12 protein-coding genes are annotated in these 12,483 nt (G+C 55.7%); 11 read left to right on the top strand and 1 reads right to left on the bottom strand.

Annotated elements, in window-relative coordinates; translation table 11 throughout:
* Positions 1–67: 67 nt before the first annotated feature.
* The gene (locus tag L579_RS09185; RefSeq protein WP_021183975.1) at positions 68–1,438 is read right to left on the bottom strand and encodes a glutamine synthetase family protein; all 1,371 of its coding nucleotides are present in this window, start codon (positions 1,436–1,438) and stop codon (positions 68–70) included.
* A gap of 172 nt (positions 1,439–1,610) precedes the next feature.
* On the opposite strand from L579_RS09185, the gene L579_RS09190 reads away from it, so the two are divergent.
* The 11 genes from L579_RS09190 (at position 1,611) to L579_RS09240 (ending at position 12,440) form a co-directional block, all read left to right on the top strand.
* Positions 1,611–2,462: a MurR/RpiR family transcriptional regulator gene (locus L579_RS09190; RefSeq protein WP_021183976.1), complete on the top strand. Its 852-nt coding sequence runs from the start codon at positions 1,611–1,613 to the stop codon at positions 2,460–2,462.
* Positions 2,446–3,267, top strand: coding sequence for an N-formylglutamate amidohydrolase (locus L579_RS09195; RefSeq protein ID WP_051337956.1), 822 nt, complete (start codon positions 2,446–2,448; stop codon positions 3,265–3,267). Before L579_RS09190 ends, L579_RS09195 begins: the two co-directional genes overlap by 17 nt.
* A 3-nt stretch (positions 3,268–3,270) precedes the next feature.
* Complete coding sequence (locus L579_RS09200) at positions 3,271–3,918, top strand: isochorismatase family cysteine hydrolase (protein ID WP_021183978.1); 648 nt, start codon at positions 3,271–3,273, stop codon at positions 3,916–3,918.
* 121 nt (positions 3,919–4,039) lie between these two features.
* Positions 4,040–4,492 carry a DUF4174 domain-containing protein gene (locus tag L579_RS09205; protein WP_021183979.1) on the top strand — a complete coding sequence of 151 codons (453 nt, stop codon included), beginning with the start codon at positions 4,040–4,042 and terminating at the stop codon, positions 4,490–4,492.
* A 349-nt stretch (positions 4,493–4,841) separates the two neighbouring features.
* The gene (locus tag L579_RS09210; RefSeq protein ID WP_021183980.1) at positions 4,842–6,374 is read left to right on the top strand and encodes an ABC transporter substrate-binding protein; all 1,533 of its coding nucleotides are present in this window, start codon (positions 4,842–4,844) and stop codon (positions 6,372–6,374) included.
* Between the two features lie 11 nt (positions 6,375–6,385).
* The gene (locus tag L579_RS09215; RefSeq protein ID WP_021183981.1) at positions 6,386–7,303 is read left to right on the top strand and encodes an ABC transporter permease; all 918 of its coding nucleotides are present in this window, start codon (positions 6,386–6,388) and stop codon (positions 7,301–7,303) included.
* Positions 7,304–7,312: 9 nt separating this feature from the next.
* Positions 7,313–8,236 carry an ABC transporter permease gene (locus L579_RS09220; RefSeq protein WP_021183982.1) on the top strand — a complete coding sequence of 308 codons (924 nt, stop codon included), beginning with the start codon at positions 7,313–7,315 and terminating at the stop codon, positions 8,234–8,236.
* Between the two features lie 12 nt (positions 8,237–8,248).
* Positions 8,249–9,244 (top strand): ABC transporter ATP-binding protein, encoded by a 996-nt coding sequence (locus L579_RS09225; protein ID WP_021183983.1) that lies wholly within the window; start codon positions 8,249–8,251, stop codon positions 9,242–9,244.
* The gene (locus L579_RS09230) at positions 9,241–10,092 is read left to right on the top strand and encodes an ATP-binding cassette domain-containing protein (RefSeq protein WP_021183984.1); all 852 of its coding nucleotides are present in this window, start codon (positions 9,241–9,243) and stop codon (positions 10,090–10,092) included. The genes L579_RS09225 and L579_RS09230 overlap by 4 nt, the downstream gene beginning before the upstream one ends.
* Before the next feature lie 5 nt (positions 10,093–10,097).
* The gene (locus tag L579_RS09235; RefSeq protein WP_036626249.1) at positions 10,098–11,492 is read left to right on the top strand and encodes a M20 family metallopeptidase; all 1,395 of its coding nucleotides are present in this window, start codon (positions 10,098–10,100) and stop codon (positions 11,490–11,492) included.
* 15 nt (positions 11,493–11,507) lie between these two features.
* Positions 11,508–12,440 carry a LysR family transcriptional regulator gene (locus L579_RS09240; RefSeq protein WP_021183986.1) on the top strand — a complete coding sequence of 311 codons (933 nt, stop codon included), beginning with the start codon at positions 11,508–11,510 and terminating at the stop codon, positions 12,438–12,440.
* Positions 12,441–12,483: the final 43 nt, after the last annotated feature.

Below are 12,483 nucleotides of genomic sequence, written 5' to 3' on the forward strand. Positions count from 1 at the left end.
TCATCACCCTCATACGACGTGATTGATTAGCGAGATGTGTTATGGGTTTCCCCGGTATTGGTAAGGCTTAAACCGACCATGCAAAGCGGAATTTTTCCGTGATGGTCTTTAACGGCATATGTCCCCAGGTATCCTGTTCGTGCTGACGCACAGCGATCAGTGCCCCCAGCAATTCCGGCGGCAACATCGATTGCGCCAACGGACTTTGTGCGAGACGCGTTAAGGCATCGCTGTGGGAGGTGATCAGTCGATGGATATGTTGCTCATGGCGTTGCGCTTCAGAGAGATCGGCAGGGGCCGCTTGTGTAGGTTGTGGCAGCGGCAGCGCGGCGTTCAGTCCCGCCAGCGCCATCCCCAGCACTGCGCCACAGGCGATATAGGGGTTGGCGGAAGGATCGATACACTTCACTTCAAGGTGCGCGCCATACGGGTTGCCCTGATTTGCCGCACAGTAACGCACCGCGGCTTCCCGGTTTTCCAGTCCCCAGCAGGCATACGCGCCTGACCAGTGCCCGGGTTGCAGGCGATCGGCGGACAGCACTGACGGGGCCAATAACGCCACCAGTTCCGGCAGATGCCGAACAATCCCGGCCAGCAGGCTGCCTCCCGCATCGGTGATACCGTAGCTACCGGTACCGCCTGCCAGCAGCGGCTGGCCCTCACGGGTAAAGGAGAAGTGCAGATGTGCGCCGTTACCAGCATCATGCTCAAACGGCCTTGGAGAGAAACTGATCCGCAACTTGTGTTGACGTGCGATGCGGCCCAGCAAAATACGGGTCAGCACCAGGCGATCGATGGCCGTAACCGGATTGGCCGGGGCCAGTGACAATTCAAACTGGCGAGTGCCATATTCGGCATGAAATTGCTCAAGGCCGACACCGGCTTCTTCAAGAGTTTTGACGAGATCATTGACCATCGCTTCATGTGCCAGCAGCCCGCCCATACCGTAGGCGTGCCATTCGTTATCCTGCTGATCGTCCTGTTCTGGTAACAAAAAGAACTCAAGCTCACCGGCTGCGAGGGTTTCAATGCCCTGCTGTTGCAAGGCCGCAACCTGTCGGCGTAGAAAATGGCGGCTACACCAGGCAGCGTGCTCCCCTTCCTGTTCAAACACATCAACCGGCGCCCAGCAAAAACCATCCGGTAATGTCACCAGCGCGGCGAGGTCGGCACGCAGGCGATGATCGCCAACCGCCGAGAATGCCGGGATCCAGGAGATGGCATTATCGGCGCAGAATAATGCCCAGGAGGGTGATGCCCCCACCCCTGACTGACAGAGCGTTTTCAGTCGGTTAACCGGAACGGATTTGCCACGGATAACGCCAGCGGAATCCACCAGTGAAGCAAACAAGGTCGTGACACCGAGTGCCCTGAGCCTTTCACTTTCACTCTGTAAATCAATGGATTCTTCGTCGATGATTACGGATTGCTTGCCCATTAAACCGAGAACTCCCGTCATAGTTGGTTTGAGATACGCCCCTTGCTATTTTTTTATGTATGTTACAAGATCGATTAAAAATCAATATATGTAATATATATTAAATTCGTATGGTTCAGACGCAGCGCTTGTGGCACTGTGATTTGCCTGAAGTGGAGTGAAGGAGAGCCGGGTGCTGGCACAACAGATAAAAGACAATATGGCGGAGCTGAGTCCGGCGGAGCGTAAAATTGCCAGGGCCATGCTGGCCGACTATCCCGGTGCGGGCTTAGGTTCGGTGCAGATGCTGGCAGATCGCGCTGGCGTCAGCCTGCCTTCCGTGGTGCGCTTTGCCCGCCGCCTGGGCTTTGGTGGCTTCGTTGATTTTCAGCAGGCGTTGCGTGATGAGATCTCTGAACAGGCCAAAGGCCCGTTACAACGTCTGGATAACTGGGTGACGACAGAAAGCGCGTCGGCCCTGATGGAAGCGGCGATTAAATCTTCGACGCTGGCAATCCAGTGTTCATTACGTGACATCGCGGAATACGAAATCGCCGAGGCCACCCGGCTAATCGGTGCCAAAGAACATCATGTGATCCTCGGCGGTGGCCGTATCAGTCAATCACTGGCGATGTATTTTGGCCGCAACCTGCAACAGGTAAGACGCGGCGTGGATGTGCTTGCCGAAAACCATCATGACCGGATTCAGCAGATCATCGACGTCAATAAAAACGACGTGTTCGTGCTGTTTGATTTTCGCCGCTACCAGCAGGACATGTATCAGCTGGCGCAGGAGATTGTGGCGCGAGGCGCCACGCTCATTGCGGTAACGGATACCCAACTCTCTCCCATCGCTTCTCTGGCTAAAGTGGTGCTGGCCATCCATGTGGAAACCCCGTGGCTGTTTGATGGTTATGCCGCCGGTATTGTGCTGATCGATGCCATTATCGCCAGCATTATGGAAAGTCAGGGCGATAAAACCGTGCAGCGCTTGCAGCAATGGGAAGCGCTTGGCCCCCTATCTTTGAATGCAAAATCTAAATGAGGTAATTGAAGACGTGAGCGTCCCACTCCTTTTTTCCGATGAACCCGCTCCGGTGATGGTGGAGAACCGGACAGGCGATTCCCCTTTTTTGATCCTGTGTGACCACGGTGGAAAACGCATTCCGCGTCAGCTCGGCGATCTGGGTTTACCTCAGCATGAGATCGACCGACATATTGGCTGGGATATTGGCGTACTGGCGGTTTCCCGGCACCTGAGCCGCTTGCTGAATGCCCCGTTGGTGCATCAGCGCTATTCCCGCCTGGTGATCGACTGCAACCGCCTGCCTGGCATTCCCAGCTCGATCCCGGTGGTGTCGGAAGCCACCCCCATTCCGGGCAATATCAATCTGAGTCAGCAGGATCGTGACCAGCGACGGGACGACATTTTCACCCCGTATCATGATGCCATCCGCACGATACTGGCCGAGCGCAAGCAGCACGGTATCCCGACGTGCATCCTGGCAATGCACAGCTTCACCCCGGTGTTTCACGGTGAGCAGCGGCCCTGGCAGGTTGGCGTTCTGTATCAGCATCAGGCCGACTATGCCCTGACGGTGCTGGAACAATTGCACAACACCCAGCGCTGGTGCGTGGGAGATAACCAACCCTATTCCGTTTCCGATGAAACCGACTACGCCGTACCGCAGCATGCCAATAAAAATGGTCTGCCTTATGTGGAAATTGAAATCCGCCAGGATTTGATTGCGCAGCCAGCAGGACAACTGGCGTGGGCTGAGGATTTAGCCCCCATTTTTACCGACAGCTGGAATGTGCTTACCCGTCAGCAATATAAAAAAGAGGCGTAATTCATGTTTAATCCCTCCAGTCGTAATATCCCGATTGAGAAACAAGCCGCGACGTTGTTATTTGTCGATGTGCAGAACTACAACGCCCGCCGTGATGGTGGTGAATATGTCGGGATGTCTACAGTCGAGCAACACGAGAAGTTTGGTTATTTCTTTGATATTATTGAACGTGAAACCATCGCGAATATGCAAAAAGTCCAGGCGGCGTGTCGTGCCAGTCAGGTTGAAGTGATGTACACCGTGATTGAAAGTCTGACCAAAGATGGACGTGACCGCAGTCTCGACTACAAAATCACCGGCTTTAACGTGCCGCGTGATTCGTGGGACGCCCAGGTGCTGGAAGCTATCGCACCAGCGGATGATGAAATCGTTCTGTCGAAAACCTCTTCCAGCGTGTTTATCTCCACCAATATTGATTATGTGTTGCGTAACCTTGGCACACGTTATCTGGTGATTGCGGGTTTTCTTACCGATCAATGCATTGAAAGCGCGGTACGTGATGCCTGCGATCTGGGCTATCTGGTGACATTAGTGACCGATGCCTGCGCGACACTGACGCCAGAACGTCAGCAAAACTCCCTCAATGCTATCAAAGGTTATTGCCGCCAGGTGACGACACAGGATTTTCTCAACGAACTCGCGGCAGGTTAAACGACTGTCTCAGGATTATCTGGTCCTGTTGGTAAAAAAAGGTGAAGACCCGCACGGTCGGATCAGTTTCCTCTAACCTTGATAGGGTGGCTTTGCGCCCGTCGGCTTAGAGGAGATCATCATGATTACTGCCTGCTTCCCCGCTCAATGGCATCCTGGCAAAAGTTTGCTGCTTGCAGCACTGCTTCTCGTGTTGTGCAGTGCTGCCCATGCGGCAGAGAGTAGCCTGTTTCGCACTTTGCCTCCCGATACTGCCGACCTGAGTCAATACCGCTGGCATTCGCGTCCGGTGGTGATTTTTGCCCCCTCAACGCAAGATGCAAGTTACCTGAAGCAGATGGCAATGCTGGAAAAGGCCCAGACTGCCCTGGCCGAACGTGATGTCATCGTGCTCACTGATACCGCGCCAACAAAGCAAGGTCAGTTGCGTTCGCAGCTCCAGCCAGAGGGGTTTGAGGTGGTGTTGGTCGGTAAAGATGGCGGAATGAAACTGCGTGACACCCGACCAATAAGTTCAGAGATCTTGCTCTCGACCATTGATCAAATGCCGATGCGCAAGGCTAACCTGGATTAACGCGGGTGACGGGCTACAACCTGTTGTGCTCGTTGCCAGCTTTCACAAAAACAGAATGCGGTTTGCACAAATAACCTTCACACAAAAAGTGCAGGGTGAAACTTTCCTGCACCATCGTAACGCCCAATGGATGGTACTACGATAACGCGGCGTTCCCTGGCTGGCTGATATTCCCTCCCACTTAACCTTAATTATCTCGCTGTGACGTCTGCCTGCTCTCGTGTTTCTCATTTTGAGAAATCGGTTATCGAAAATCGGTAATGACAATATTCCGGCATTGGCGCTGCTCTTGCTACATCAGTGCCATCTGCTTTTGTTGTCAACTTTTCATTGATCGCTGGAGAACGGTATGGCTCGTTACAAGACAAGACAGATTCACAAGTATGCTTTAACCGCATTATTGTTGTGCTGCGCTTCTTACAGCTATGCAGGTAAACAGAACGACACGCTGGTTTATGCCTCTGATAACGAAGTGGAAAATATCAGTCCTTATCATAACAATCTGCGCGAAGGCGTTATTCTGGCGCATATGGTGTGGGACACGCTTATTTATCGCGACCCGAAAACCGGTGAATATAAACCGGAACTGGCATCTGACTGGAAATGGGAATCCCCGACTGCGTTATTAATTCATCTGCGCAAAGACGTTAAATTCCACAATGGCGATCCCTTCAGTGCCGATGATGTGGTCTACACCTTCGAGAAAATCGCGGGTCCAAATACCGCCTCCGTGGTGCCGCAAAGTGTTGACTGGATCGATCATGTTGAGAAAGTCGATGACTTCACCGTTCGTTTGCACCTGAAACAACCCTTCCCGGCGGCGCTGGAGTATCTATCCGGCCCTACGCCAATCTACCCGGCCAAATATTTCCAGCAGGTGAAACTGGAAGGTTTCAGTAAAGCCCCAATCGGCACCGGCCCCTACAAGATCGTGAAAGTCATCCCCGGCCAGGGCGTTGATATGGTGAAAAACCCCGACTACTTCAAAGAGAGTCCACAAGGACAGCCGCACATCGGCAAGGTGCAGTTTGTGGTGATCCGCGACCCGGAAGCGCGTGTCGCCCAGCTGATGACCGGCCAGGTGGACTGGATCTGGCGTGTGGCCGCCGACCAGGTGGAGCCGCTTTCGGCCATGCCGAATATCGCGGTGAAAAGTGGCGAGACCATGCGCATCGGTTTCCTTGCACTGAACACCAATGCCACCGGCCCCGAAGCGGCGCCGCTGAAAGATCTGCGCGTACGCCAGGCCATCAATTACGCTATTAACCGTCAGGGCATTGTCGATAACCTGGTACGTGGTGGCAGCAAGCCAGTGTACACCGCCTGTTTCCGCACCCAGGTCGCCTGCAACGACAGCAAAGTTATCAAGTACAATTACGATCCTGCCAAAGCGAAGCAACTGCTGGCAGAGGCGGGCTATGCCAACGGTTTTGACACCGACCTGTGGGCCTATCGCGAACGTGATTATGCGGAAGCGATTATTGGCGATCTGCGCAAAGTCGGTATCCGCGCCCGCCTCCATTTTGTGCAGTATCCGGTGATGGCGACTGCCCTCAGCTCCGGCCAGGCGCCGATGGCCTTTAACACCTGGGGATCGTTCTCGATCAATGATACCTCGGCGTTTACCACCCCCTACTTCGGTGGCAAAGGCAGCGATATCTGGAAAGATGCCACGCTGACCGCAATGCTGAAAAAAGCCGATGCCACGGTCGATGTCAAACAGCGCAATGAAGAATATGGCGAGGCGCTGGGGCGTATCTCTGCCCAGGCTTACATTGCACCGATGTTTTCCTACTCAACCCACTACGCCTTCAATGCCGATCTGAACTTCCAGGACTGGCCGGATGAATTGCCGCGCTTTGCCCAATCCAGCTGGAAATAAGGAGCCGAGTTATGGTGCGCTTTATCTTAAATCGGCTGCTGGTGGCGCTGGCGGTGCTGTTTACCGTGGCGGTCGTCAGTTTCGCCCTGCTGCATCTTTCGGGTGACCTGGCGATAGCCATTGCTGGACCGGATGCCAGCGCGGAAACCGTGGCGCAGATCCGCGTACAGAACGGGCTGGACCAGCCGCTGCTGGTGCAGTTTTCACACTGGTTCTGGTCGGCGTTGCACCTCGATTTTGGTCGTTCGTTCTACTTCGAAAACACCGTGATGGAGCTGGTCGGTCAGCGTATGCCCATTACGCTCCAGTTGGGCGGTGTGGCGCTGCTGCTGGCGCTGGTGGTGGCGATCCCTCTTGGTGTGGTGGCGGCGGTGTTTCGCGACAGTTGGGTAGACCGCTGCGCGATGTTTATCTCGGTGCTGGGCCAGGCGATCCCCAACTTCTGGTTCGCTCTGGTGTTGATCCTGATTTTCGCCGTAGGGCTGAAATGGCTGCCGGTAGCCGGTAACGGTAGCTGGCAACATTTTGTGTTGCCAGCAGTGGCACTGGGATATTACGCCATGCCGTCGCTGATGCGCCTGACACGCTCCGGCATGCTGGATGTGCTGGGTGCGGATTATATCCGCACCGCCCATGCCAAAGGATTGAGTGCCTTTAAGGTGGTGGTCAAGCATGGGCTGCGTAACGCCATTATCCCGGTCGTGGCGCTGGCAACGGTGGAGCTCGGTTTTATGCTGGGCGGTTCGGTGGTGATTGAATCGGTGTTCTCGTTGCAGGGGCTGGGGCAACTGGCCTGGGACTCCATCTCGCGCAACGACTTCCCGGTGGTGCAGGCCATCGTGTTGATCATCGCCATCTTCTATATCGGGCTGACGTTCCTGGCGGATGTGCTTAATGCCGTGCTCGATCCCCGTTTGCGCAGCAAATAAGGAACCTCAATGAAAACGACTATGGCAGGAACCATGAAAAACGTCATTAGCCCGGAAACCGGCCTGTTGCCGGAACCAACGGCCTGGCAGCGCCTGTGTCGCCGTGTCTTCGGTCATCACAGCATGACGCTGGGCGTGGTGATTCTTGGCACCATCGTTCTGCTGGCGTTGCTGGCTCCGTTAATCAGCCCACACGATCCCTTTGCGCAGGACGTCAGCAGACGCCTGGTGCCGCCGGTATGGTTTGAGAAAGGCGAATGGACGCACCTGCTGGGCACCGACAAACTCGGGCGCGACTATCTCAGCCGCCTGTTGTATGGCGCTCGGGTATCTCTGCTGATTGGTCTGGTATCGGTGATGATCTCAGCGCTGATCGGCGTCACGCTCGGTGTGCTGGCCGGTTACTTTGGTGGGCGGGTTGATGCGGTAGTCAGCTACCTGCTGACGGTGCGGCTGGCGATGCCGGTGATCCTGGTGGCGCTGGCGCTGGCCTCGCTGATTGGGGGTTCGGTCAAGGTGGTGATTATGCTGCTTGGCCTGCTGTTGTGGGATCGCTTTCTGATTGTCTCCCGTTCTGTCACCCGGCAACTGCGTGAGGCCGAATTCATCGCAGCAGCGCGAACGCTGGGCGCATCTTCGCTGTTTATCATGCTGCGCGAAATTCTGCCGAATCTGCTCGGACCGCTGACGGTGGTGGTGACGCTCGAAATTGCCCACGCCATTTTACTGGAAGCTACCCTGTCGTTTCTGGGGCTTGGCGTACAACCGCCCATGCCGTCCTGGGGGCTGATGGTCGCAGAAGGCAAGGCATATATGTTCTTTCAGCCCTGGGTGATTGTGATCCCCGGTGTGGCACTGGCGTTGTTGGTATTGAGTATCAACCTGGTGGGTGATGGTCTGCGCGATATCACAGCACTCGACGGTCGCAACTAAGAGGGAAATGACATGAACCAGACTGACGCACCTCTGCTTGAAGTGAAAAATCTGCGGGTGGATCTCCAGACGCCGCGTGGCACGCTGCATGCCGTGCGCGGCATCGATTTCAGCGTAAATCGTGGCGAAATGCTGTGCCTGGTGGGGGAATCCGGCTGTGGTAAATCCATGACCTCACTGGCGATGATGGATCTGCTGCCGCGCAATGCCCGACGCCAGGCCGACAGCCTGCGCTTTAAGGGAAACGACCTGCTCGCACTTAGCCGCCGTGAACGAGCGGCGATGCGCGGCAACAGTATGTCGATGATATTCCAGGAACCGATGACATCATTGAATCCATCCTGGACGCTCGGCGAACAGTTATGTGAAACCCTGCTGGCACATCGTAAGGTGTCGCGTGCGCAGGCGCGGGAACGCGCGGTGTACCTGATGGAGCGCGTCGGCATTCCGCAGGCGGCAGATCGACTGAAACAGTATCCGCACCAACTTTCTGGTGGCCTGCGGCAACGCATCATGATCGCGATGTCGCTGATGTGTGAACCTGAACTGATCATTGCCGATGAACCGACCACCGCGTTGGATGTCACCATTCAGGCACAGATCCTGCGCTTGCTGCGCGAGTTGCAACAGGAAATGGGCATGGCGGTGATCTTCATTACCCACGATCTGGGCGTGGTGGCGCGTATCGCCGATCGCGTGGCGGTGATGTACGCCGGGCAGGTGGTGGAAACCGCTCCGGTCAATGAACTGTTCCGTCAGCCGCACCATCCGTATACCCGTGGGTTGCTGGAGTGTATTCCGGTTGCGGGCCGCACGCAGCCGGGGCAGCCTCTGCCTACCATTCCTGGCGTGGTGCCTAATCTTACCGGTCCTCAACAGGGTTGTGCGTTTCGCAACCGTTGTAGCCAGTGCCAGGAGGCATGTAACGAGAATCCGCCTTATCAACCGCTCAATGCACAGCATCAGGTGCGCTGCATTCGTCCTTTGACCATCAGGGAGGCGCTATGAGCAAGCTGACACGGCCACATATTGCCGGCAATGAGGATATCGCCCTGGAACTTTGCGCGCTGAGCCGGACTTTTCGCCTGAATCGCGGGTTGTTTAAGTCCCCTGCGGAGATCCGGGCGGTAGACAATGTCTCGCTGCGTATCCGGCGCGGGGAAACGCTGGGACTGGTGGGAGAATCCGGCTGCGGTAAAAGTACGCTGGCAAAAATGCTACTGGGTCTGCTGCCGCCCACCACTGGCAACGTACTGATTGAGGGACGCGAGGTTGATGCCGCCGATCGGCGTAAATTGAGTGCGCGTATTCAACCCATTTTTCAGGACCCCTGGTCTTCACTTAACCCGCGTCGCACCGTCTCAGATGTCGTTGAAGTGGCATTGCGGCTACACAACATTGGCACGCCGGATGAACGCAAAAAGCAGGTGCGGGAGATGCTGGATCTGGTCGGCATGCCTTCACGTACTCACAGCCAGTATCCGGGGCAACTTTCCGGTGGTCAGCGTCAACGCGTCGCCATTGCCCGTGCGCTGATCCTGCGTCCGGAGATTCTGATCTGTGATGAACCCACTTCGGCGCTGGATGTTTCGGTGCAGGCGCAGATCCTCAATCTGTTGCTGGCGCTGAAACAGGAGTTTTCCCTGACTTACCTGTTTATCAGCCACAACCTGTCGGTGGTGGAACATCTGGTTGATCATGTTGCGGTGATGCGCAAAGGCCAGATCGTGGAACAGGGAACGCGGGAACAGATTTTTAGCCAACCGCAACATCCCTACACCCGAGCGTTGTTGGCCTCGGTAATGACACCGGAACCGGGGCTCGGTATCCCGGAAATAGAAGGAATTGACGGATAATGACGATCACTCGTGAAGTCGTGCTACAGGCAGCGCTGGACCATTTTCACACCGGTGCCTTACGTGAAACGCTGGCGCGCCGGGTTAGCTACCGGACAGAGAGTCAGCATCCACAGCAGATGGCCTATCTCAATGAAGAGATGATCCCGTACCTCACCGCACTGGGGTTCAGTTGTCAGGTGGTGGCCAATCCTGAAGCAGGGAAAAGTCCTTTTCTGCTGGCGCGTCGTCTCGAAGCCGATGCGGCGTTTACCCTGCTGACTTATGGACACGGCGATGTGGTGCCGGGAGACGAAGAGAACTGGCGCAGCGGTCTTAATCCGTGGGAACTGAGTGTCGAGGGCAATCGCTGGTATGGGCGCGGGACGGCCGATAATAAAGGCCAGCACAGCATCAACCTGGCCGCGCTGGCGTTAGTACTCAAGGCGCGTAACGGACGGCTGGGCTACAACGTCAAAATGATTCTGGAGATGGGGGAAGAGATCGGTTCACCGGGTCTGGAAACGGTTTGTCAGCAGTATCGTGACTGGCTGGCCGCCGATCTGTTTATCGCTTCAGATGGTCCACGCGTGACAGCGTCACGTCCAACTCTATTCCTCGGCTCACGCGGCGTATTCAACTTTACCTTGCGGGTGACATTACGTGATGGCGCGCATCACTCCGGCAACTGGGGCGGATTGCTCAGTAATCCGGGTATACGCCTGGCCCATGCAATTGCCAGTCTGGTGGATGACAATGGTCGCATCTTGCTTCCTGCGTTGTTGCCACCACCGTTATCCGCCAGTATCCGTCATCATCTGAGCGACCTTGCGTTGGGAAATGCCCCTGGCGATCCGCAGATTGCCCCGCAGTGGGGAGAGCCGGGCTTAAGCGCGGCAGAAAAACTCTATGGCTGGAATACGCTGGAGACGCTGGCAATCACCAGCGGCAATCCCGAAAAACCGGCACATGCTATCCCACCAACCGCGCTGGCGCATTGCCATATGCGTTATGTTCCGGGCAGTGATGTGGACAACTTTGCCGACCATATTCGCCAGCATCTTGGCCAGCAGGGTTTTCACGATGTGGATGTGGTGGCGCCGGTAAACTGTTTCAAAGCCACGCGTATTGATCCTGACGATCTCTGGGTCGGCTGGAGTCTCGACTCAATTCGCCGTTCAATCGGCAAGGAAGCCGCAGTGCTGCCAAATTTTGGCGGTGGCTTACCGAATGCCTGCTTTCTTGATACGTTTGATGTGCCCACGTTGTGGCTACCCCACTCGTATCCGGCGTGTTCCCAGCATGCACCCGATGAGCATTTGCTCGCCGATGTGGCCTGCGAAGCGCTGCAAATCATGACTGGTTTGTATTGGGATCTGGCTGAGCAGGGCCGGGAGGTCATGCTCGATCGACAAGGCTGACATCAGGGAGGCCCTGTGCACAACACTGAGATTCGCTACTTTATGGCGGTTGCAACCACCGGCTCGATCAGCGCCGCCAGCCAGCAACTGTTTGTCGCCATCTCCGCCATCAGTCGGCATATCCAGCGGCTGGAAACCCGGCTGGGGGTGACGTTATTTGAACGCAGTCCACGCGGGATGCAACTTAATGATGCCGGACATATTCTGGCAAACCATGTCCGTCGTAGCATGGCGGATATGGAGTTGGCCGTGGCTGAACTGCAAGGTATTAAAGCCGTGGCTCAAACCACTATCCGGGTGGTGTGTACTGATGGGCTGGCGTTTAACTTGCTACCAAATCTGATGGCAAAGTTTCGCCGGCTCCATCCCCGCGTCAGTTTTATCCTCACGGTCGGCACCGGCAGGCAGGTGCCGGAACTGGTGCGCAATGGTGAGTGCGATCTGGCTATCCGTTTTATCCTCTCTCCTGAGTCCGGTGTGGAAGTGCTGGCGTCTTTTCCCTCCCCGGTACTGATTTTTATGAAGGACGATCATCCGTTAGCGGAACGGGATATTCAGCTGGCGGACCTGAATGCCTGGCCCGTGGTGCTGCCAGACCAGTCAGCGACCATTCGCCAGCTTTTCGACCTCTCCTGCCGTATGAATAATGTCTTCATCGATCCCGTCTTCACCTGTAACCACTTTTCCACGCTGTACGAATTTGTCTGTCAAACTCCCGGCGCCATCAGCGTTAGCAGCCATTATTCGATAATGACGCGGGCGCGGCAGGATGGCCTGATCATCAAGACCATCAACCGCGACCAGTTGAGCCAGCGCAGCCTGCAATTGCAAAGTGAGATGGGAAAACCGCGCAGTGCGATGCTGGATGCTTTTTTTGTTTTCCTGCGGGAAGAGTTACAGCAGCGGGATCAGCAGTGTCGGAAAGAGTTTGATTTGCAGTTTCGTTGAGTCAGATCCGTCGCGGCGCGATTTATCGTGCCGCGACGAATGA

This window comes from Pantoea sp. AS-PWVM4 (genome assembly GCF_000468095.1).
Taxonomy (GTDB): Bacteria; Pseudomonadota; Gammaproteobacteria; order Enterobacterales; family Enterobacteriaceae; genus Pantoea; species Pantoea phytobeneficialis.

Bases quoted from the DNA above. Each gene is read 5' to 3' on its own strand.
- L579_RS09185 (WP_021183975.1), bottom strand. From the start codon at position 1,438: ATGGGCAAGCAATCCGTAATCATCGACGAAGAATCCATTGATTTACAG.
- L579_RS09195 (WP_051337956.1), top strand. From the start codon at position 2,446: ATGCAAAATCTAAATGAGGTAATTGAAGACGTGAGCGTCCCACTCCTT.
- L579_RS09200 (WP_021183978.1), top strand. From the start codon at position 3,271: ATGTTTAATCCCTCCAGTCGTAATATCCCGATTGAGAAACAAGCCGCG.
- L579_RS09205 (WP_021183979.1), top strand. From the start codon at position 4,040: ATGATTACTGCCTGCTTCCCCGCTCAATGGCATCCTGGCAAAAGTTTG.
- L579_RS09210 (WP_021183980.1), top strand. From the start codon at position 4,842: ATGGCTCGTTACAAGACAAGACAGATTCACAAGTATGCTTTAACCGCA.
- L579_RS09215 (WP_021183981.1), top strand. From the start codon at position 6,386: ATGGTGCGCTTTATCTTAAATCGGCTGCTGGTGGCGCTGGCGGTGCTG.
- L579_RS09220 (WP_021183982.1), top strand. From the start codon at position 7,313: ATGAAAACGACTATGGCAGGAACCATGAAAAACGTCATTAGCCCGGAA.
- L579_RS09225 (WP_021183983.1), top strand. From the start codon at position 8,249: ATGAACCAGACTGACGCACCTCTGCTTGAAGTGAAAAATCTGCGGGTG.
- L579_RS09230 (WP_021183984.1), top strand. From the start codon at position 9,241: ATGAGCAAGCTGACACGGCCACATATTGCCGGCAATGAGGATATCGCC.